This window comes from Actomonas aquatica (assembly GCF_019679435.2).
Classification (GTDB): Bacteria; Verrucomicrobiota; Verrucomicrobiia; order Opitutales; family Opitutaceae; genus Actomonas; species Actomonas aquatica.
Genome location: NZ_CP139781.1, coordinates 3,110,389 through 3,132,005, shown reverse-complemented (window position 1 = coordinate 3,132,005; position 21,617 = coordinate 3,110,389). Strand labels below are relative to the sequence as shown.

The following is a 21,617-nucleotide window of genomic DNA, read 5'->3' as shown; positions in this document are numbered from 1 at the left end:
AAACTCTTCCACCGTGCCTGCCGATGACACCTGCCGCATCGACCGGTGGTTGTGGGCGGTGCGCATCTTCAAAACCCGCAGTCTGGCGGCGAGTGCCTGCCGCGGTGGGCATGTGAGGCTGGGCGACACCGTGGTGAAGCCGGCGCGGGATGTGCGTATTGGCGAAGTGGTGACAGTGCGCGACGGGTTGCTCGAACGCCGCTTCGTGGTGAAGGGCCTGCCGGCCTCGCGGGTGGGGGCGAAGCTGGTGCCGGATTTCTGCGAGGACCGCACGCCGCCGGAGGCGATCGAACAGGTGAAGGCGGCGCGGGTGCAGCAGGTGTTGGCGCGCGACCGCGGGGCGGGGCGGCCGACCAAACGGGACCGGCGACAACTCGACCAATTGCTGGGCGGCGGCTGAGTCGACCCCGATCCCCGACCGAACTCCTTTCCCCATGGACGTATTCACTGCCTTTGAAACCGAACTCGATGTGCGCCCCGACGACATCGATCTCTACCAGCACGTGCACAGCACGCGCTACATCGACTACGTGCTGGCGGCGCGTTTTGTGCAGATGGAGCGCGACTACGGCATGTCGATGACGGAGTTCGCGGCGCGCGGGCTCGGTTGGTATATGGTCTCGACCACGGTGAACTACAAACGGCCGCTCGGGCTGGGCGACCGCATGGTGGTGCGTTGCCAGATTACGGATTTTTCGCGGGCCGGCTGCCGCCTGAAGTTTGAGATCGACCGGCTGCCCGATCGCAAACGCTCCTGCGACGGCACCTGTGACTACGCTTTGATAGACCTGAAAACGAACCGCGCGGTGGCGATTCCCGCCGATGTGCGCGAAAAATACTCCATCTGATCATGACACCCTCCCGATCCACTACCTCCTCCCGCCTCCGACCGCTCCTCCTGTGTATTGGCCTGCTCGCCGTCCTGCTCGGCGGTGCCGCCGGTTGCGCCAAGTCGGCCACCGGTGCCGCCAAGGGCAATGTGCTGCACATGGCCAACGGCACCGAGCCCTCGGACCTCGACCCGCAGACCGTCACCGGCCGCCCCGAGAGCACCATCATCCGCACGCTGATGGAAGGTCTGGTCATCCCCGATCCCAAGACTCTCAAACCCATGCCCGGCCAAGCCGAGTCGTGGGAGATCTCCGATGATGGTCTGGTTTACACCTTTCACCTGCGGCCCGACGCCAAGTGGTCCAATGGCGACCCGGTCACCGCGGAGCACTTTATCACGTCGTGGAAACGCATTCTGACACCGTCATTGGGATCTGAATACGCCTACATGCTGTTCCCGGTGGTGGGCGCCGAGGCCTATAACAAGGGCGAACTGACCGACTTTGCGCAGACCGGCTTCAAGGCCCTCGACGAGCGCACCATCCAAATCACCCTCGATCACCCGACCAGCTACCTGCTAGAGGTGATGCACCACTACAGCTGGTATCCGATTCATCCGCCGACGGTGGCCAAGTTTGACGGCATGGAGCGCAAGGGCTCCCGCTGGACCCGCCCGGGCAACTACGTGGGCAACGGTCCCTTTGTCCTGACGGAATGGATACCGAATCAACACATTCAGATCGCCCCCAGTCCGACCTATTGGGGGGCGGACCAGGTGAAGCTCGACGGCGTGCGGTTTTACCCGATCGACAGCGAGGATGCCGAGGAGCGCATGTTCCGGACCGGTCAGCTCGACGTCACCAATTCGGTGCCGCTGAGCAAGATCGACCACTACCGCGACGAGCGGTCGGACGTGCTGCGTCTGGATGACTTTATGGCGGCGGCCTACTTCCGCGTGAACGTGAACAAGCCGCAATTGCAGGACCCGCGGGTGCGCCGCGCGCTGGGTCTGGCGATCGATCGTGATGGGCTGGCTTATGAAGTGTTGCGCGGGGTGAAACTGCCGGGCTTCAGCTTCTGTCCGAAGATGCCGGGCTACACGCCGCCGGCGACATTTGAGGACAATGTGGAGGCGGCGAAGGCTTTGCTGGCCGAGGCCGGTTTCCCGAATGGGGAAGGCATGCCGCCGATCGAGATCCTGTATCCGACTTCCGACAGCGGTCGCATCGTGTGTGAGGCTTTGCAGGCGATGTTGCGCGAGAACCTCAACATCGACGTGCGCCTCTACAACCAGGAGTGGAAGGTTTACCTGAACTCGATGAACGAGCAGGACTACGACCTCGCATGGAGTGCTTGGATCGGTGACTACGTGGACCCGCTGACCTTCTTCGACATGATGGTGACCGATGGCGGCAACAACCGCACCGGCTGGTCGAATCCGCACTACGATGAGCTCGTCGAGCAGGCGCTGGCCGTGCGCGACGAAGCGCAGCGCAAAGCGATCTTCGACGAGATGGAGCAGATCCTCGGTAGCGATGTGCCGGTGATTCCGCTCTACACCTACACGCGTTCGTTCCTCATTGATCCCGCGGTGAAAGGCTGGAATCCGACCTTGTTGGACATCCACCCGCTGCAGAACGTTTGGTTGGAGCGGTAAGGGGCGCCGCGAGGAGGGGCGGGAGCCCCTCTTTCTCTTTCGTCTTTATCTTTATCTTTCTCTGACGACGCGGAGCGTCGCCTGCCTGGCGCGGGTGAGTAGGGCCGGGTGGCCGGGTGCGGCCGGTGGGGATAAAGAGAAAGATAAAGAATAAAGAGAAAGATTTGGGGCGGCGGTGGGGCAACGCAGCGCGAGCAAGCTCGCAGCCTACAGTGCGGTTTCGATGACGAAATGTAGGCCGCGACCTTGGTCGCGCTAACGTGGGAGGGGCAACGGGGAGCGGCCGAGACGGCCGCTGCTACCCCCGGACAGCTGTTTGCTGTAGCCGGGCTCGGTGAGCCCGGTGGCGGTGGGGCAACGCAGCGCGAGCAAGCTCGCAGCCTACAGTGCGGGTTCGATGACGAAACGTAGGCCGCGACCTTGGTCGCGCTAACGGCGGAGGGGCAGCGAACGGTCGGCCCGGCGGTCCGACCCTACCGGCAGCGACCGTTCGGTTTTGGCGCGGTCCGCTTTACAGGCGGTCGGTGCGGAAGGGGGCGGCGGGGAGGTCGTCGCCGTTGACGAGGTTGACCTCGAGGTGGCCGTCCCAGGCGTAGCGCACGAAGTGGGCGATGCTCACGGCGTCGCTCGTCACCTTGATCGTGCCATTCGGCGTGAGGGCGGCGGTGGCGGGATGAAACACGCCGTCGGCTCCGGCAACCTGGAAGCCTTTCGGCGCGGCGCCGTCGGTCGTGTGCAGGCCGGCGGCGTGGGTGAAGCTCAGTTCGATGGTGGCGTCGCGCAGAATGGCGGAGGCGAAGGTCGGACCGGTGTCCTCGATGTCGAAGCCGTGCAGGCGACGGAGGGCGACGCGGGCGAGGCGGTCGCCGACGGCGGTTTTGTTGCGCGGGTGAATGTCGTCGGGGTCGCCGACGTCGTTGATCACGACCTGGCCGGTGTGGGGCAGCTCGAGCGTCTGGGTTTGGGCTTCGCGGAGGAAGGCCCAGCCGATGCCGCCGGGTTGCCAGTTGGCGAGTTGGACCCAGTAGAAGGGCAACTCGGGCTGCTCAAACTGGTCGCGCCAAGATTCGATGACGGCACCGAAGAGGGTGCGGTAGGTCTCGGGCTGGTCGGCGTTGGCTTCGCCCTGATACCAGATGACGCCCTTGAGGCCGTAGGGGGCGAGCGGGGCGATCATGCCGTTGTTGAGCACGAGGGAGTGGTTCTCCGCGCCGGGGCGCCAGGGCATGGAGGGTTTTTCAACGTTCTCGGGGTCGGCTTCCCACGCAGCGAGCTTCTCCTGGTAGTTGACGAGGTTGGCGTGGATGCCGGTGTAGGAGTAGGCTTGGTGGGAGGTGGCGGCAAGGAGGATGTCGAGGTCTTCGAGGGCGGCGGGCGGCAGCCAGGCCTCGGCGGGGGTGCCACCCCAGTTGCTGTTCACGAGGCCGATTGGCACCCCGAGTTCGGCGTGCAGCTGGCGGGCAAAATAATAACCGACGGCGGTGAAGTGCGGGACGGTTTCGGGCGAGCAGACGGTCCAGCTACCGGTGGCGGTGGTGAGCGGATCGCGGGCGATGCGGCGCTCGATCTTGATGTGGCGGATGAGCGGGAAGTTGGCGCTCGGGATGGCGGTGTCGGCGTCGGTGGTGTTGCGCAGGGGCCACTCCATGTTCGACTGGCCGCCGCAGAGCCAGACGTCGCCGACGAGGATGTCGGTGAGAGTGAGGGTGTTGTGGCCGTTGACCGTGAGGGTCTGGCCGGTGGCGTTGACCGGCATGGCGGCGAGATCGACGCGCCACTTACCGGCCTCGTCGGCGGTGGTGGAGACGCTTTGACCGGCAAAGCTGACGGTGACGGCCTCGCCCGCATCGGCGGTGCCCCAGACCGGGACCGCTTGGTCGCGCTGCAGGACACCGTGGTCGGTGAAGAGCGGTGCGAGCACCACGTCGGCCGAAGCAACGGCGGTGAGAGAGAGGGCGACGAGAATCGCGGACGGGATTTTCATGGCCCGCCAAACATGGTGGGGAAAGCGGGCGACGCAAGGCGTCGCCCGCGGGGGAGGCTTATTGGCCGTCGGCCAGCAGGGTGTCTAACTCCGCGAAGAAGAATTCCGGATCGTCCCACTGGATGAAGTGGCGACCTTTCGGGCTCATAACGATGCGGTGTTGCGGGTGTTTGGCGTATTGGGCCTCGAAGATGGCGCGGGTGGTGGCCTCGGTGGCACCGAAGGCTTGGTAGGCGATCCAGGAGCCGAGCACGACGGTGGGCGTGGAGGCTTGGTCGAGTTGGTCGCGGAGGTCGGTCGTGTTGATTTCGAAGTAGGCCTGGGCGACGGCGGCGGGATCGCTGTCGAGGGTCATTTGCACGGCGCGTTCGACGTCGGCGGGATCGGTGACCATCATGGCCATCATCTGGCGGGACTGGGCGGCGCTCATGGTGCCGCCGCGCATGGCGTTACGTTGAGCGGTGGCCATGGGCAGGATGGCGTCGACGGTGGCGGCGGGATTGGAGCCGGCGGGGAAGAAGGGCAGGCTGTCGACGATCATCAGACCGTGCAGCAGGTCGGGGGCGGCGAGGGAAAGTTTCAGGCCGGTGAAACCACCGAGACTGTGGCCGATCAGCACGGGGTTGTGGAGCTTCTCTTCGCGGATGTAGGTGATGAGCTCATCGCGCACCGAGTTGATGAAGGCGTCGTGATTGTCGGCGGCGGGCGTGCCGGCGAAACCGGCGAGGCTGAGCACGTGACAATCGTAGTCTTCGGCGTAGCGGGCGACGGCGTCGTCCCACACGCTGCCGTTGCAGGCGAGCCCCGGCACGAAGATGAGAGCGGGCGTATCGGGGGCGGACGGACCGCTGCGAGCGACCGTGAAGGTGGTGGGGGCCGCGGCGAAAACGGAGCCAGCCAGGGCGAGCCCGAGGCTGAGATTCAGGAGGCGGCGGGAAAGGCGATCAAGTGTGTGCAAGCGCATGCCGACGGACCCTGCGGAAGGGGCCGTCGGCCGCAGTCGAATTGGGTTGAGCGGTCATCGTTCGAGGATGACCGGTTGGGCGGTTGCTTACTTCAACGCGGTGAGATCGGCCCCGTGATTGAGGTGCAGGACACGACCATCAACGAAGAGCGCGGGCACCGAAACGACGCCGGCGGCTTCGGCTTCCGGGAGGCGTTCGGCGGCCTCACCGAGGTGCACGATTTCGAGATCGGTCTTGGTGGTATCGAGGTAGGACTCGACGACGGTTTGGGCTTCGATGCAGACCGGGCAACCGGCGTGGTAGAACTTGGCGGAGGATTTCATGGGAGGTGTTTCCTGGTTTGTTGGATTGAGGCCGCCGGACTGGCGTGCCGATGGACCCACCTTAACGCGGAACGGGGGCGGCGTGAATTGGGCACAAAGTGGTGCCTCCCCCTTACCAAAAAGTGCGGGCTAGGCAGTGGCCGAAGCAGTTGCTACCCTCGCCGGTCCATGCCTACCCCACACCTCAGTCTTAAAGAACGAAACGCCTACCGTAGTCTGGAAGATGTGGTGGGGTGCAAATGGTCGGCCGCGGTGGTGGGCGCGCTGCAACGCGGCGTGGTGCGACCGGGCAAACTGGAGCGCTACATTCCGGGCATCTCGACGAAGATCCTGAATGAGCGACTGCGCCGGTTGTTGGAGTATGGATTGATCGTGCGGCGTGACCTATCGGAGGCGACGACTCTGCATGTGGAGTATCATCTCACGCCGGCGGGCGAGCGTTTGGCGGGGATCATCGAGCAGTTGCACGCGCTGCAAACGGAGCACGACGCGACGCGCGATGCGAAGTGAGGCTCGGAGGAAAGGGTCGCTGTAGACGGGCTCGGTGAGCCCGGAGCGTGGGAGGGGTGGAGGACCGGGCTCAGCGAACCCGGCTACAGCGGAGACACCTCCTTTATTGCAGCGACTGCAGGTAGGCGAGGAGGTCGCGCAGCTGGGGGCGCGTCATGATCTGGCCCATCGGTGGCATGGACGACATGAGCGGCGTGCGGGCGGCGATGTCGGCGAGCGGGACGATGCGCTCGGTATTGTCGGCGAGTTTCATCGTCACGGCTTCGGCGGTTTCGGCGAGCAGGGTGCCACCGACGACTTCGCCGTTTTGCAAGGTGAGCGAGGTGAAGCCAAATCCGAGTGCGACATCCGCCCCAGGAGCGACGAGGGCGCGCAGCAGGTATTCCGGCGAACGTTTTTGACCGATGCGTGCGAGAGCGGGACCAACGTTGCTGCCGGGGCCTTCGACGCGGTGACAGAGCGTGCATTGCGCGGTCACGGAGGTGCGGAACACTTCGGCTCCGGCGGCGGGGTCGCCGCCGTGCAGGGTTTCGCGATAAGGCGCGAGTGGATCGGTGGCGTCCTTGGAATTCTGATACGCTGCGAGCGTGGCTTGCACGGTGGCGTCGGCGGAGGCTTGCGCGGCGAGGAGAACGTCGAGCGCGAGATCCGGCGGCAGCGTGTCATCGCGCAACGCGGTCGTGAGGTCGCGCAGGGCGGTGGTTGACGGAATCACCTCCAACGCCGCGCGCGTGACGGGCGCGGGGAGCGCGGTCGCGTGAGTTTCAAAGTAGTGGTTGGCGGCGGCGGGATCGGCCTGCGCCAGAGCGCGCAGGGCGGCGGCGCGCACGGGTGGGTGAGCGGAGTCGAGTGCGGTGGTCGCGAGGTCGGCGAGGTTGTTGGTGGCGGTAGTGGCGGTGAGGATACGCAGGGCGTCGGCGGCGAGCGGCGTGTCCTGTTGCACGATCAGGCGCAGGTCGGCGACGTTGGGTTCGATGCCGAAGGCCGTGGCAGCATCCCACGCGGCGCGGGCGAGTTCGGGATCGGGGGTCGTGGCGAGCGTGCGAAGACTTGGGGCAACGGCGGTGGCGAGGGTGGTGGCGTCGACGGCTGGCAAGGCGCGGTAGGCCCCTTGCACGGAATCGAGGCGGGCGGGTTCGGCCCAGTCCTGCAGCAGGGTGAGAGCGTAGTGACGGAGCGGGAGGGGCTGGTTTGAGTCGGTGGCGTAGGTGGCGACGCGGGTGGCGTTGGTGGCGTCGCGCAGGCGTTGGGCGGTGGCGAGGGCGCGGCGGGTGCTGCGTTCGAGTTGCGGGCGCTCGCGGTGGTCGAGCAGGGCGGCGAGTGCGGGCCACGCGGCGGGGATGGCGCTGTCGTCGTAGATGGCGAGGGCGGCTTCGGCGACGACCAGCGGATCGGGATCGGCCAGGAAGTCGGCGACGAGGGGTGAAGCTTGGCGCCGCAGGGCGACCACGGCGCCGAGGCGCACGTGCACATCGGCGTCGGTGGCGAGGGTGGCGAGTTGCGCGGGTGTGGCACAGCCCGCGAGGCCCATCACGGCGGCGTGGCGGTGATAGGGATCGGCGCCATCCTGCCGCAGGTAATCTAGGAGGAGCGGCACGGCGTCGGGGCGGCCGGTGCGGCCCAGCGCGATGGCGGCGAAGAAGCGCGGTCGGTCGGCGGGATCGCGGACGAGGATGTGGAGCAGATCGGTGGACGATGGCCGGGTGTCGGTTTTGATTTCGCCGAGGATCTTGGCGGTCTGGGCGCGCACCTCCGGATCGGGGTCGATGCAGAGGATGGAGAACGCGCCCGGGGTGAGGCCCCACTTCCCCGAACGGAGGCATTGTCCGATGCCCCAGATGGCGTGCAGGCGGGCAAGTTGCGGCTGATGATGGTCGACGGCGACGTTGAGGAGAACGTCGTCGGCCTGCTGTCGTGCGAGTTCGAACTGGGCCTTCAAACGCACGCGTTGATCGGCGTGGGCGAGGTGGGCCGGGAGTTCGGTGAGAGAGACGCGGGTCCAATCGCGGGCGAGAAGGGTGGCGGTTTCGCGGCGCAGGTCCGAGTCGGCGTAGGCTGGATCGTCGATCGTCCAGACGGCGCCGTTTTCGTTCATGGCGTAACCGTCGGAGGACCAATCGGCGGCGTAGAGTTTGCCGTCGGGACCGAAGGCAAGTCCCACCATGAGCACGCCGGAGGCGGCGGTGTGGGAGTTGATCATGCGGAAGGCGGCGCCGTCGGGCTCGACCTGGAACGCGTAGAGCTGGCGGGAAGGGAAGGCGGAGAGGAAAAAGTAGTCGCGGTAGGTGGGGGAGAGGGCGGTGCCGGGGTTGAAGGCGAAACCGGCGGGGCCGTCGTAGTAGAGCGAGAGCGGCGGAAAGAGGTAGGCGGGCTGGCCGGCGTGGGGCGGTTTCTCGAGACCTTCGTGCTGCCACGGGTTGTAGTTGGATTTACGATACTGCCAGTAAGTGCGCCAGCCGGTGTCGCTGCCCTCGGCGAGGTAGACGAAGCGTTCGCGTTCGCCGGGCATGTCACCGTCGTTGTCGACGCCGAGAAGGTTGCCGTGGGCGTCGAAGGCGGGCTCCTGGACGTTGCGAATGCCGGTGGCGTAGATCTCGAAGCCGGAGCCATCGAGTTCGGCGCGCACGATGGCGCCGCTGTGCGGGTTGGCGTGGCGGGAGCCGTCGAAGGCGGTGACGTTCATGCCGCGATCGGCCACGGCGGCGTAGATGCGGCCGTCGGGACCGATGGTGGCGCCAGAGAAGTTGTGACCGCCGTAACCGATGTGATTGGAGAAGCCGTGGGCGAGGACGTCACGGGTGTCGGGCCGGTCGTCGCCATCGGTGTCGGTGAGGCGAATGAGGTCGGGTTCGACAGCGACGTAGAGCGAGTGGTCCCAGGCGGCGAGCCCGGCGGCGATGCCGGTGATGTGGGTGTTCTCAGTGGCGTTGAACTTGGTGACGCGATCGGCGACGCCGTCGCCATCGGTGTCTTCGAGGCGGCTGATGGTGTCGGCGAGTAGATTGAGGTCGGCGAAGTCGTAGGAGCCGTCGCCGTTGGTGTCTTCGAAACGCTCGGCGAACGTGGCCGAGTTGGCCGGAGTGAGTTGGCTTTGGAAGAAGTCGCGTTTGGCGTCGACGGACGTGAGGGAGAGGTCGGTCTCGATCCACTCGGTGAAGCGGCGGATATCGAGGTCGGCTGCTTGGCGGCGCACCACGGAGGTGGCGTAAACGCGGCCCTGTTCATCGACGCTGACGGCGACGACGTTGCGCACCATCGGCTCGCGGGCGAACTCGGTGAACTCGAGGTTGGGCGAAGCGGGCGGCGCGGCCGAGAGGGTGGTGGCCGCAGTGGCGACGGCGAGGAGGAATGGGGTCAGGCGGCGCGAGGACACGGGGGAAGGACGGAGTGCAGATGATAAAACCACAGATTTCACAGAAGAGCACAGAGGATGGATCTGTGGTCTCTGTGTAATCTGTGGTTGAATACGTTTGGGCTCAGGCGGTGGTGAGGCCGGCGAGGGTGCCGCGGAGGTAGGCGATGGAGCGGAGCATGCCGGGCACGGGGTCTTTGGCGTCGATCTCGTATTCGAGGTTGGCGCAGCCGGTGTAGCCTTGGCGTTGGAGTTGACGGAAGAGAGGGGCAAGCGGCAGCACGCCTTCGCCCATGATACATTGGCTGTCGCGCTCGGTGGCGACCTTGAGGTCCTTGAGGTGGACATCAAAAAGGCGCGGCCCGGCGAGGGCGGCTTCTTCCACGATGTCGGCGCCGGCGCGGGTGGCGTGTCCGATGTCGAGACAGACGCCCATGCGCGGGTCCATGCCCTCGAGGTAGCGCAGGGCGTCGGAGGCGGCGGGGTATTCCTTGTCCTCGGGGCCGTGGTTATGGATGGCGATCTTGATGTCGTATTCCTTTACGAACTTCTCGATGCGCGGCAGGGCGGCGATGAGCGGTGAGCAGACCATGACCGGCATGCCGGCGGCTTTGGCGTAGTCGAAATATTTGCGGATGTCGTCATCGTCATCCTTGCGCAGGGCTATGTTGCCGCCACCGACGATGGTGAGGCCGGCGGCTTCGTATTTGGCGCGGGCCGCCGCCATCTCGTCGGGCGAAAGCTCGTAGGGCAGGTGGAAGGATTTGAGGCAGAGCCAAGGCGTCTGCAGCGCGTGCATGGCGTCGATCACCCCGTCGACGGAAAGTTCGCGCAGGGAGTAGCTGGCGACACCGATGTGGAAGGGAATGAGGTCGCTGTTGCGGACGGCGTCGTGGGTGCCGTCGGGAATCGGCGCGGTGGCGGAAGCGGAGGTGCGGCCGAGGGTGAGTGAAGCGGCAGCGAGCCCAGCGGTTTTAAAGAAGGCGCGACGGGAGGGAGTGGGTTGGGGCAACGAGGAAGGGGGCATGCCACACCGCTACGCGGATCGGCGGAGTTTGCCAGTGGAATAGGCGGGGAGTTGGGGGGGCCGATGAAGTGGGCGCGGCATCTTGCCGCGGCGTGGACGGTGGAGGGGACCCGAGGCTGGAAGCCTCGGCCACAGGTTAAGGAAGTGGGTGGGGAGAGGGCTATTTGTGAGCCTTGATGTAGTTTCGGATGTGTTCCAGTTCGATGGGGTTTCGCACGATGTGATCGTAGCTCTCTTTCTGCCAAAAGGGTCCGCTGCGGTGGGCTGCTTTGTTGATGGCTGTGGCTGTGAAGGATTTCCACGAGTGTAGAATTCGAGAGAGCTCCCAAGTTCCCAGCGGTGCGATCAGGGCATGAACGTGGTTCGCCGCGACAACATGCTCATCGAGCCAATAACGCTCTTGGTGGAACCGACGAAGAGATGAGTCTACCAGTTCGCGTAGGTCTTTATCGCGCAACAGGCATTCACCGTGAGCTTGGTCCAACGACCGTTGCAGCTGGCGCGGGAAGCGTTCGCGATACGCGTCGGCAGTCGCTTCGTCCCACGGTTTGGGGTGCTGATTCAACCAGTCCTCTCTTTGAATGCGCCATGCTTCGATCAGGTGGTGCGGCAGTGAATCGGCGGTGCGGAAGGTTACGAAGTAGAGCGCACGGGGTTGTCGCCAATGCGGTAGATCGCCTTGGCTGATGTAGACGTCGAGGGTGGGGTTAAAGAAAGCAAAGGGTTCTGTCACGGGTAGCAGCGGGAGGGGACCCGAGGCTGGAAGCCTCGGCCGCGGTTTTGCGGTAGGGATGTGGGGAGTGGGCGCGGCATCTTGCCGCGGTGTGGACGGCGGGAAGGCACCCGAGGCTGGAAGCCTCGGCCACGGTTTTACGGTAGCGATGTGGGGAGTGGGCGCGGCATCTTGCCGCGGCGTGAGTGGCATTTGGCCTATGGCTTCACGGGCCCGTCCTGGCGCAGGTAGCGGTGGAGGTCTCGGGCGAATTTGTCGCCGATGCCTTCGACGTCGCAGAGTTCGGCGGCGCTGGCGGCTTTGAGTTTATCGATCGTGCCAAAGTGCTCCATCAACGCGGCGCGGCGGCGGGGGCCGAGACCCGGGAAATCATCGAGGATCGACTCTTTGATTTTTTGGCTGCGCAGGTCGGCGTTGAACGTGTTGGCGAAGCGGTGGGCTTCGTCGCGCAGGCGTTGCAGGAGCTGCAGTCCGGGGTCGGTGAGGCCGAGGTTCAAGGGCTCACGTTCGTCGGGGAAGATGATGGTCTCGTGCTTCTTCGCCAGGCCGATCATGGGCGGCGGTTCGAGGTCGAGGGCGATGAAGGCTTTCAACGCGGCGCCGATCTGGCCACGGCCACCATCGATGACGACGAGCTCGGGCAGCGGGCGGCCTTCGTCGCGGAGGCGGCGGTAGCGGCGGCCGACCACTTCCTCCATGGCGCGGAAGTCGTCGTTGCCGATGAAGCTCTTGATTTTGAAGCGGCGGTAGAGGGCTTTATCGGGACGGCCGTGGGTGAAGTGCACCATGGAGGCGACGACGAAGGTGCCGCTGATGTGGGAGATATCGAAACACTCCATGTTCTCCGGCAGGCCTGGCAGGCGGAGGGCGTCGCGCAGGCGGCCGAGGGCTTCTTCGTCGGTGCGGACGACAGGGTGGTCGCGCTCGAACCGGCGGGTTTTTTTGAGGGTGCCTTCGAGGGCGAAGACGATGTCGCGCAGCTCGGCGGCTTTTTCGAAACGTTGTTCGGCGGCGGCGGTGAGCATCTCTTCGCGGAGGGTGGCGAGCCATTCGCGGGACTTTCCGTCGAGGAAGTCACAGGCGTCGGCGACGCGTTCGCGGTAGGCCTCGGCGGTGATCTCGTTGGTGTGGCCGTAGATCTCCTGGCGGACGTCGTCGTAGAGGCGCCAGCGGCCGTCGGGGAGGCGCTGCGGGGTGGAGTCGCCGAGCAGGATGCCGTATTGGCGGCGCATCTGGGCGAGGGTTTTGCGGAGGAGGCCGCTGTGGGCGAAGGGGCCGAAGTAGCGCGAGCGTTGGTCTTTGCGAAAGCGGGTGAGGCGGAAGCGCGGGAGCGGCTCGGCGAGGTCGACGCGCACCATGAGGAAGCGTTTATCGTCGACGAAGTCGGTGTTGTATTTGGGTTTCCACTGCTTGATAAGCCGGCCTTCGAGGAGGAGGGCTTCGGGTTCCGACTTCACCTCGATGGTTTCGAAGTCGGCGATCATTTGCACCAGCGTGCGGATCTTCGGCGAGTGGTAGTGGGCGCGCGAGGGGGTGAAGTAGGAGCTGACGCGTTTGCGCAGGGCCTTGGCTTTGCCGACGTAGATGATGCGGCCGAGCCGATCCTTCATGAGGTAGACGCCAGGCTTCTCGGGCAACTGGCGGACTTTCTCTTTGAGGTTGGCTTGGACGGACATGGTTTGGTGGTCGGTGAATCGGTGGCGGGAACTGTTCGATAGATCGAATTACGGCAGGAACTGGAAAATCGGGGAGTTTGGCCTAGTTTCAACCGCTGCAAATGGTTTCACCAACTCCCTCTGACGATAATTCTCCGACGTCGCAAGATGCCCCTCGGCCGGCGATCGAGCTCATCACCTTGGGCGACGAGCTGCTGCTCGGGCTGACGGCGAACGGCCATCTGACCTTCATTGGTCAGGAAATCAGCAAACGCGGCGGGCGTTTGTTGCGCAACGTGACGATCGGCGACGAGGCGACGGCGATCGCGGCGCAGTTTGCCGAGAGTTGGGCGCGGGCGACGGTGGTGATCACGACCGGCGGGCTCGGGCCGACCTGCGATGACCGCACGCGCGAGGAGGTGGCCAAGGTGCTGGGTCAGGAATTGGTTTTCGACGACACCATCGCGGAAGACATGCGGGAACGGTTTCGGGCGTTTGGACGGCCGATGACCGACAACAATTTAAAACAGGCCTACCGCTTCGCCGACGGCGAGGTGTTGCGCAACGCCAACGGCACGGCGCCGGGGCTCTGGTATGAGCGGGACGGCAAGGTGCTGGTGATGCTGCCGGGGCCGCCCAACGAATTGCAGCCGATGTTGGTCGAGCAGGTGTTGCCGCGGCTGGCGGCGATGGGCGTGCTCGCGGAAGGCGAGTCGTATGTGCAACTGCGCACGGCGGGGGTGGGTGAGTCGGCGCTGGAGTCGATGTTGCAGCCGATATTCGACGCGCACGCCGGCGAGCTGGAGGTGGCGTTTTGTGCGCACCAAGGCCAGGTGGACTGCCGGTTGAGTCCGGCCCGTGCCGACGTGTCGCGAGCGCGGTTGGAGGAGGTCGCGCAGCAGTGCGCGGCGGAGTTGGGCGCGGACTTTATGGGCTTCGGCCACGATTCGTTGGCGAAGATCTGTGCGGATCTGTTGCGCGAGCAGGAAGCGATGTTGGCGGTGGCGGAGACGGCCACCGGCGGCATGTTGGCGAGTTCGTTCACGGACCTATCGGGCGCGACGAAGTTTTTTGCCGGCGGTTCGGTTTGTTATTCCAACGAGTCCAAGATGCAGCTGCTGGATGTGCCGGAGGAGATCCTCATGCAGCACGGAGCGGTGAGCGCCGAGAACGCCATCGCGATGGCGGCGGGCGCGGCGGAAAAACTGGGGGCGGCCTACGGGCTGGCGATCACGGGGTTTGCGGGGCCGTGTGGCGGCAACAATGAGAACCCGGTGGGCACGATGTTTGTGGCGCTCTACACGCAGGAAGGTGTGTGGTCGAAGCGCATCCGTTATCCGGGGCCGCGCCAGGCGGTGAAATTGCGCGCGGTGAATTTCGCGCTCGATTGGTTGCGGCGCGAGTTGGTGAAGGCGCGGGACAATCAGTCGCCGGGCTTGCCGTCGCTCGGTCTGCACGATCGGTGAGCTTCCGGAAGGAGCTGCGAGGTCGTTTCATGAGGGCGGCGAAATGAAAGTAGCGCTGGTGCTAACGATGCTAAATGTGTCGCAGTCAGGGAATTGTCGGTAAAGCTGCCTGAAACCGCGTCGAAAGGGGAATGACTTGTCCCAGCTAAACATCACTTCCGGAACCTTGGCCGCGGCGGCGAAACGTCTGCCGTCCTCGCCGCGCGTCTTTGGCGCGTTGGAGGCGGCGCTGCGCAACCCCGATGTGGCGATCGACTCGGTCGTGGAGGTGGTGCGAGTCGACCCGAGTCTGGCGGTGCGGGTGATCCGCGTGGCCAATAGTCCGGTGTTTCGCCGCGGCGATGCGGTGGAGAGCCTCGACATGGCGATCAGTCGCATCGGTCTGCGTGAGATCCATCGGCTGGTGGGCGCGGCGGTGGCCGATCAACTTTTCGCGGTGGGGCTGCCGCTCTATCGGATTTCGGGCGATGCGCTTTGGCTCAACGCGCTCGTCACGGCACTGGCGGCGGAGCAAATGGCGACGGCGTGCGGGCGCGATCCGCGCGAGGCTTACACGCTGGGGCTGTTGCGCAGTGCGGGACGCATGCTGTTGCAGCGCATCGGGCAGGAGGCGGCCTTGCCGCCGACCAGCGGCGCAAAAGCCAACGGCGCGGAGACCCGGGCGTGGGAGCTGGCGACTTTTGGCATGTCGGCCGACGAAGCCGGCGCGCAGTTGCTGGAATTGTGGGACTTTGCCCCAACGACCGTGAACGGACTGCGCTACGCGTGGTCGCCAACGCAGGATGCCCGGCGCCAACTCGAGCCGGCGCTGCTGCACCTGGCCTGCTGGGGCTGTGACGCGTTGGAACAGGGGCTGCCGATCGAACGCGATTTTTGGACGACCGACGAGGCGGTGCTCAAGCAGGCCGGACTCGATAAAGAGCGCGTGGATGCCACGATCTTCCCTACTCGCGAGGCGGTGAACCGCACGCTCGATATGCTCAAACCCGGTGAGCGGGTTTGAAGATGGCTTTAAGCGGAAGGCTCTAGGTGTGAGGCCGTAGGCTTTGGGCGCGAAGCCGTAGGCCTTAGCCGATCAGGTTGCGCACGGCGGCGAGGTATTTCTCCTGCGTGCGGGCGATGGTCTCGGCGGGCAGAACGGGGGCGGGCGGGGCCTTGTCCCAGGCGACGGCCTCGAGATGGTCGCGCACAAATTGCTTGTCGTAGGAAGGGGGCGAGCAATCGACCCGGTATTCGTCGGCCGGCCAGTAGCGGGAGGAATCGGGGGTGAGGACTTCGTCGATGAGGATGAGGTTGCCCTCGGCGTCGGTGCCAAACTCGAACTTCGTGTCGGCGAGGATCATGCCGGCGGCGGCGGCGGTGTCGTGGCCGCGCTGGTAGAGGGCGAGGCTGGTGGCTTTGACCTGCTCGTAGAGCGCGGGGCCGACGGCGGCGGCGCCCTGGGCGTCGTTGATCGGTTCGTCGTGTTCGCCCTTGGGAGCCTTGGTGGTCGGGGTGAAGAGGGGGGCGGGCAGCTTATCGGCTTGGCGCAGGCCGGCCGGCAGGGTGTGACCGCAGACTTGGCCGGTCTTTTGGTAGGAGGACCAACCGCTGCCCACGAGGTAGCCGCGGACGACGCACTCGATGGTGAGTGGGGTGAGTTTGCGCACGATCATGGAGCGCAGTTGGAGATCGGTATCGGTGATGCCGCGGCGGGCAAATTCGCCGGCTTGGTCGGGTAGCAAGTGGTTGGGGAGGAGGTCGCGGGTGCGATCAAACCACCATAGGCTCAGTTGGTTGAGCAGGATGCCTTTGCCGGGGATGCCGTCGGGCAGGATGACGTCGAAGGCCGAGAGGCGGTCGGTGGCGACGAGGAGGAGGGCGTCGTTGAGGTCGAAGATTTCCCGCACCTTGCCGGAGGCGATGAGGGGAAAGGGCAGACCGGAAATGGACGTGCGGGCGGCGGCGGGGAGTGAGGCGGCGATCTCGGCGGCGGTCATGGTATCTGGGAGGTAGGAAGCGTGAAGCCTGAGGGGCAAACGCGAGCGTTAAAGCGAGGGGAGGGAAAAATCCGCTAAAAAAACCCTAAAAAATTCCCTTGCGTGGGCCGAATGGCTACCTACGTTGCGCCCTCCCGCGCTTTACGTCCCTATCGTCTAGCCCGGCCTAGGACACCACCCTTTCACGGTGAGAACCGGGGTTCGAATCCCCGTGGGGACGCCACTTTTCGGAAGCCCTGTGACTCGAATGAGTTACAGGGCTTTTTGTTTCTCTGGGCACCCCAAAGTGACAATGAAACTGACAATGACGTCTATCGCTGAGGACGTCGGGGGGGGGCTATCGTTGATCCTTGAAATGTGAGGTCTCGAATACCTGCAGCTCAGTTGATCTGAAGCAAAGGAGCTGTCCGACCGACCGCCTTTGGGAGAATCGTTGATTTGTGAGTGTATGGGCTGACTCAGCATCTCTGGATTAGGCTCTCGCGGACGATCTTATCCCTCTCGCCTTGCCCCAGATTTCCGCCTCGAGCCAACCTTCTCGCTCGCGGCGCAAGATCACGCGGTTAGGCATGAGCACCTTCGCTCATGGCGCTTAAGAAATCCCAACTTTACTCCTCCCTGTGGGCCAGCTGCGACGAGTTGCGCGGCGGCATGGATGCCAGCCAATACAAGGACTACGTCCTCGTCCTGCTGTTCATCAAATACGTCAGCGACAAATACGCCGGCAAACCCTTCGCCCCGCTCACCATTCCGCCCGGCGCGTCCTTCGCCGCCATGGTCGCTCTCAAGGGCTCCAAGGATATCGGCGACGACATCAACAAGAAGATCATCGCCCCGCTGGTCGCGGCCAACACCCAGCTTTCCCAGTCCGACTTCCCTGACTTCGCCGACCCGACCAAGCTCGGCGACCCGAAGGAGATGGTCGAGCGCCTCACCAACCTCGTCGCCATTTTTGAGGACCCGGCGCTCGATTTCTCCCGCAACCGCGCCGACGGCGACGACATCCTCGGCGACGCCTACGAATACCTCATGCGGCACTTCGCCACCGAGAGCGGCAAGAGCAAGGGTCAGTTCTACACTCCGGCCGAGGTGAGCCGCATCATGGCCGAGGTCATCGGCATCGGCGCCGCCCAGACGTCTCCCGACACCACCGTCTACGACCCGACCTGCGGCTCGGGTTCGCTCCTGCTTAAGGTCGCCGACGCCGCCCGCACTCCCGTCACCCTCTACGGTCAGGAAAAGGATGCGACGACCACCGGTCTGGCGCGCATGAACATGATCCTGCACGGCAACCCCACCGCCGAGGTCAAGCAGGGCAACACCCTCTCCGCGCCGCGCTTCCTCACCGGCGACAGCCTCAAGACCTTCGACTACGTCGTCGCCAACCCGCCCTTCTCCGACAAGCGCTGGAGCACCGGTCTCGACCCGGCCCACGATCCCTACGAACGCTTCCGCGGCTTCGGCGTGCCCCCCGACAAGCAGGGCGACTACGCCTACCTGCTGCACCTCATCCGCTCGCTCAAGCCCTCCGGGCAGGGTGCCATCATTCTGCCGCACGGTGTGCTCTTCCGCGGCAACGCCGAGGCCGTCATCCGCCAAAACCTCGTCCGCCGCGGCTACCTGAAGGGCATCATCGGCCTGCCCGCCAACCTCTTCTACGGCACCGGCATCCCCGCCTGCATCCTCGTCATCGACAAGGCCGGCGCGCCCGGTCGCAAGGGCATCTTCATGATCGATGCCAGCCGCGGCTTCCTGAAGGACGGCAACAAGAACCGGCTGCGCTCGCGGGACCTTCACCAGATCGTCGACGTCTTCACCAAGGCCGCCGACAAGCCCGGCTACGCCCGCCTTGTGCCGCTGGCCGAAATCGAGAAAAACGAATTCAACCTCAACCTGCCGCGCTACCTCGATACCCAGGACGCCGAGGACATTCACGACATCGCCGGTCACCTCCACGGCGGCATCCCTACCGCCGACCTCGACGCCCTCGGCGCTTATTGGAAAGTCTGCCCGTCCCTCCGCGACGCGCTCTTCACCATCCTGCGCCCCGGCTACGCCACGCTCCGCGACGGTGTCACCGCCGCCAACCTCAAGCCCACGATCGCCGCCCACGCCGAGTTCGCCACCTTCGTCGCCGACATGGACCGGCACTTCGCCGCGTGGCGCGACCGCTCCGCCACCGCGTTGCGCGCGCTGGAGTCCGGCTTCCAACCCAAGGAACTCATTCACCGCCACAGCGAAGCCCTGCTCGCCCACTACCACGGCAAGGCGCTGGTCGATCCGTATGCGATCTACCAGCACCTCATGGACTACTGGGCCGAGACGATGCAGGACGATGCCTACCTCATCGCCGCCGACGGCTGGAAAGCCGAGACCAGCCGCATCGTGGAGAAGGACAAGAAAGGGAAGGAAAAGGACAAAGGCTGGACCTGCGACCTCGTGCCCAAGCCCCTGCTCGTCGCCCGCTACTTTGCGCGGGAGCAGGCCGAGCTCGACCGCCTCACCGCCGACCTCGAAGCCATCACCGCCGAGATCACCGAACTCGAAGAAGAACACAGTGGCGAAGACGGCGCCTTCGCCGACCTCGACAAAATTAACAAAGCGACGGTCACCGACGCCCTGCGCGAACGCACCTTCGCGAAACCCGAACCCATCGTCGCCGAACCCCAAGCCGCATACGGTGCTACGGATTCACCACTCACCACTCAGCATTCTTCATTGCAGGACGAGGAACGAGTCCTGCGCACCTGGCTCAACCTCACCGCTCGCGCCACCAAGCTGAAGAAGCAGATCAAAGACGCCGACGACGCCCTCGATCAACGCGCCTACGCCAAGTATCCCACGCTCATCGATGCCGAAGTAAAAACCCTTGTGGTCGACGACAAGTGGATGACCACCCTCGCCGCCGCCGTGCAGGGCGAACTCGACCGCGTCGCCCAAACCCTCACCACCCGCCTCCGCACCCTCGTCGACCGCTACGCCACCCCGCTGCCCGACCTGGAAACCGAAGTCGCCACCCTCGCCGCCAAGGTCGCTGCCCACCTGAAGAAGATAGAGGAAGCCCGCACATGAGGCCGGGCTACAAACAAACCGAGGTAGGGATGATTCCGGAGGATTGGGATCTATACAATCTTGTTGATCTAATCGATGAATCTAGGGGGATCCGATACGGCATCGTTCAGCCCGGGAAATTTGATCCCAGTGGTCGCTTCATGGTTAGAGGGCAAGACTACTCAAGAGGATGGGTTGAGCCGTCCGAGCTTTTCCGAGTCAGCAAAGAAGTCGAAGAGCCGTTCAAGAATGCCAGGGTGAAAGCTGGCGATGTCGTCATCACTATTGTTGGCGCCAGCACTGGTCACCTAGAAGTGATACCCGATTGGCTAGATGGAGCGAATCTCACACAGACAACGGCTAGACTAGCGATAAGCCCAACGCGTGCCTCCGGTGGTTTCTGCAAATTCTTCCTCCAAAGTTCCGCTGGCCAAAGGCAGGTGACGAACTACCTCAAAGGAGCGGCGCAACCTGGCTTGAATTGCGGTGATATCGAGAAATTCCAAATTCCGCTGCCGCCAACACTTTGTGAACAACGCGCCATCGCGGAGGCGTTGAGCGACATGGATGGGCTGCTGAGCGGGCTGGACCGGCTGCTCGCCAAGAAGCGCGACCTCAAACAGGCCGCCATGCAGCAACTCCTCACCGCCCAAACCCGCCTCCCCGGCTTCAGGGGCGAGTGGGTGACGACCAGCCTTGGAGAAATATCCGAAATTAGGGACGGCACACACCAAACCCCTAAATACGTTCCAGCTGGAATTCCATTTTACAGCGTCGAGCACGTTACCAGCGGTGACTTTACGAACACCAAATTCATTTCCGAAGCAGAACACCGATTTCTCACTCGTTCATTCAGGATTGAAAAGGGAGACATCCTCATGACTCGTATCGGGTCGGTCGGAGACTGCAAAATCGTGGACTGGGATGTTGACGCAAGTTTCTACGTCAGCCTCGCGCTGCTGAAGGTGCATCCAGATTTTTCAGCTGGATTCGTGGCCCAATACTCGAACACGAACGCCTTCAAACAAGAGGTTGAAATCAACTCATTGGCGTCGGCGATCCCGAAAAAGATCAACCTCGGTCCAATTTCTAACATCAAAATACTACTCCCGCCGACCAAAGCCGAACAAACCGCCATCGCCGAGGTGCTCTCCGAGATGGACGCGGAGCTGACGGCCCTGGAGGCGCGCCGAACCAAAACCCAAGCCCTCAAGCAGGCCATGATGCACCAACTCCTCACCGGCCAAACGCGCTTAGTTTAGCAATGTGCCACGAAGATAAACGTAGACCGTTTTCTCAAGAAGAGCAGCGGCGGCTCGAGGTCGCTAGATCCGTCATCGAAGAACTTAAAAACGCTTCTTCAAAATTCATTACTGCCATCGCAAGAACGACCGATTCCAACCAAGGAGACTTTGTCGGCTCCGGTTCCTTTATGGTGTTCGGAGGGAGGGTTTTTCTCGTTACAGCAATGCACGTTGCAATGGACGCATTACATAGGGCAAAATGGGGTGCGGCGTTCGCTAGCGGCAGCAACGATCCTTACCAGTTGATTACGGCTCCATTCTGTTTGGATAACGATCTCGATATAGCGATCGCACCGGTTACTCTCGATCATTCGGCGTCTTTACCACGGCAAGCTTGTTCGACCAGTTCAATTGCTGAGGAGGCTGGGCAATTGTCGGACTGCTTATTTGTCCATGGATATCCTGGAAAGCGCAGCAAGTTTCTAATGTTGGGTCCAGGTATTCACTCAGAATCACTCCCGTGGGCAACCGTCACGGTTGAATCCTCATGGCAGGATTTTGATCCGAATCTACACTTCGCTATCGGTTTTGATCCCACGCACGCGCGGTATGTTAACGGTGACAAAGCGCATCTACCAGATCCAGATGGGATGAGCGGTAGTGCAGTTTGGAATACACGTCGTTGTGAGATCGGCACGAGGTGGCAAGCCTCTGATGCCAGAATCGTCGGCGTGATACATCGCTGGGACCAAGAAGCACGCTGCTTGATCGGAACGAAAATTGAACACATTCACCGAATAGTAGATTCGTCGCTTTAGTTCAACGCAGTGGCACTCCCCC

The 21,617-nt window shown here is 63.8% G+C and carries 17 protein-coding genes and 1 tRNA gene; 10 read left to right on the top strand and 8 right to left on the bottom strand.

Features of this window, described 5'->3' with window-relative positions; all coding sequences use genetic code 11:
* The first annotated feature begins 13 nt into the window (after window positions 1–13).
* The 3 genes from K1X11_RS12275 to K1X11_RS12265 are packed head-to-tail and all read left to right on the top strand — an operon-like array spanning window position 14 to window position 2,488.
* Window positions 14–400 (top strand): RNA-binding S4 domain-containing protein, encoded by a 387-nt coding sequence (locus K1X11_RS12275; RefSeq protein ID WP_221032878.1) that lies wholly within the window; start codon window positions 14–16, stop codon window positions 398–400.
* Window positions 401–434: 34 nt separating this feature from the next.
* On the top strand, window positions 435–848 hold the full coding sequence (locus K1X11_RS12270; RefSeq protein ID WP_221032879.1) for an acyl-CoA thioesterase: 414 nt from the start codon (window positions 435–437) through the stop codon (window positions 846–848).
* A 2-nt stretch (window positions 849–850) separates the two neighbouring features.
* The gene (locus tag K1X11_RS12265) at window positions 851–2,488 is read left to right on the top strand and encodes a peptide ABC transporter substrate-binding protein (RefSeq protein WP_221032880.1); all 1,638 of its coding nucleotides are present in this window, start codon (window positions 851–853) and stop codon (window positions 2,486–2,488) included.
* A 511-nt stretch (window positions 2,489–2,999) separates the two neighbouring features.
* On the opposite strand, the gene K1X11_RS12260 is transcribed toward K1X11_RS12265, so the two are convergent.
* The 3 genes from K1X11_RS12260 to K1X11_RS12250 all read right to left on the bottom strand — a co-directional run bounded on the left by K1X11_RS12260 (window position 3,000) and on the right by K1X11_RS12250 (window position 5,760).
* Window positions 3,000–4,472, bottom strand: a complete 1,473-nt coding sequence (locus K1X11_RS12260) for a sialate O-acetylesterase (protein WP_221032881.1) — start codon at window positions 4,470–4,472, stop codon at window positions 3,000–3,002.
* Window positions 4,473–4,530: 58 nt separating this feature from the next.
* Window positions 4,531–5,436, bottom strand: a complete 906-nt coding sequence (locus K1X11_RS12255; protein WP_221032882.1) for an alpha/beta fold hydrolase — start codon at window positions 5,434–5,436, stop codon at window positions 4,531–4,533.
* Between the two features lie 87 nt (window positions 5,437–5,523).
* On the bottom strand, window positions 5,524–5,760 hold the full coding sequence (locus K1X11_RS12250) for a thioredoxin family protein (RefSeq protein WP_221032883.1): 237 nt from the start codon (window positions 5,758–5,760) through the stop codon (window positions 5,524–5,526).
* A 168-nt stretch (window positions 5,761–5,928) separates the two neighbouring features.
* On the opposite strand from K1X11_RS12250, the gene K1X11_RS12245 reads away from it, so the two are divergent.
* The gene (locus K1X11_RS12245) at window positions 5,929–6,270 is read left to right on the top strand and encodes a winged helix-turn-helix transcriptional regulator (protein ID WP_221032884.1); all 342 of its coding nucleotides are present in this window, start codon (window positions 5,929–5,931) and stop codon (window positions 6,268–6,270) included.
* A 103-nt stretch (window positions 6,271–6,373) separates the two neighbouring features.
* Here K1X11_RS12245 and K1X11_RS12240 read toward each other — a convergent pair whose 3' ends face one another.
* From K1X11_RS12240 to K1X11_RS12225, 4 genes are all read right to left on the bottom strand, one after another.
* Window positions 6,374–9,643, bottom strand: a complete 3,270-nt coding sequence (locus K1X11_RS12240) for a HEAT repeat domain-containing protein (protein ID WP_221032885.1) — start codon at window positions 9,641–9,643, stop codon at window positions 6,374–6,376.
* Window positions 9,644–9,746: 103 nt separating this feature from the next.
* Window positions 9,747–10,634, bottom strand: coding sequence for a sugar phosphate isomerase/epimerase family protein (locus K1X11_RS12235; protein WP_324725967.1), 888 nt, complete (start codon window positions 10,632–10,634; stop codon window positions 9,747–9,749).
* A 175-nt stretch (window positions 10,635–10,809) separates the two neighbouring features.
* The gene (locus K1X11_RS12230; protein WP_221032887.1) at window positions 10,810–11,382 is read right to left on the bottom strand and encodes a transposase; all 573 of its coding nucleotides are present in this window, start codon (window positions 11,380–11,382) and stop codon (window positions 10,810–10,812) included.
* Between the two features lie 197 nt (window positions 11,383–11,579).
* On the bottom strand, window positions 11,580–13,058 hold the full coding sequence (locus tag K1X11_RS12225) for an excinuclease ABC subunit UvrC (RefSeq protein WP_221032888.1): 1,479 nt from the start codon (window positions 13,056–13,058) through the stop codon (window positions 11,580–11,582).
* Window positions 13,059–13,159: 101 nt separating this feature from the next.
* Between K1X11_RS12225 and K1X11_RS12220 the strand changes: the two genes are divergently transcribed.
* Together K1X11_RS12220 and K1X11_RS12215 are read left to right on the top strand one after the other, a co-directional pair.
* Window positions 13,160–14,503, top strand: coding sequence for a CinA family nicotinamide mononucleotide deamidase-related protein (locus tag K1X11_RS12220; RefSeq protein ID WP_221032889.1), 1,344 nt, complete (start codon window positions 13,160–13,162; stop codon window positions 14,501–14,503).
* Between the two features lie 166 nt (window positions 14,504–14,669).
* Window positions 14,670–15,506: an HDOD domain-containing protein gene (locus K1X11_RS12215; protein WP_221032890.1), complete on the top strand. Its 837-nt coding sequence runs from the start codon at window positions 14,670–14,672 to the stop codon at window positions 15,504–15,506.
* Between the two features lie 64 nt (window positions 15,507–15,570).
* Here the strand turns inward: K1X11_RS12215 and K1X11_RS12210 are convergent, their stop codons facing one another.
* Window positions 15,571–16,482, bottom strand: coding sequence for a phosphoribosylaminoimidazolesuccinocarboxamide synthase (locus K1X11_RS12210; RefSeq protein WP_221032891.1), 912 nt, complete (start codon window positions 16,480–16,482; stop codon window positions 15,571–15,573).
* 145 nt (window positions 16,483–16,627) lie between these two features.
* On the opposite strand from K1X11_RS12210, the gene K1X11_RS12205 reads away from it, so the two are divergent.
* The 4 genes from K1X11_RS12205 to K1X11_RS12190 all read left to right on the top strand — a co-directional run bounded on the left by K1X11_RS12205 (window position 16,628) and on the right by K1X11_RS12190 (window position 21,595).
* Window positions 16,628–16,705, top strand: a tRNA-Glu gene (locus K1X11_RS12205).
* Window positions 16,706–17,067: 362 nt separating this feature from the next.
* Window positions 17,068–19,554, top strand: a complete 2,487-nt coding sequence (locus tag K1X11_RS12200) for a type I restriction-modification system subunit M (protein ID WP_221032892.1) — start codon at window positions 17,068–17,070, stop codon at window positions 19,552–19,554.
* Complete coding sequence (locus tag K1X11_RS12195) at window positions 19,551–20,795, top strand: restriction endonuclease subunit S (RefSeq protein ID WP_221032893.1); 1,245 nt, start codon at window positions 19,551–19,553, stop codon at window positions 20,793–20,795. The genes K1X11_RS12200 and K1X11_RS12195 overlap by 4 nt, the downstream gene beginning before the upstream one ends.
* A 2-nt stretch (window positions 20,796–20,797) precedes the next feature.
* On the top strand, window positions 20,798–21,595 hold the full coding sequence (locus K1X11_RS12190) for a hypothetical protein (RefSeq protein ID WP_221032894.1): 798 nt from the start codon (window positions 20,798–20,800) through the stop codon (window positions 21,593–21,595).
* Window positions 21,596–21,617: the final 22 nt, after the last annotated feature.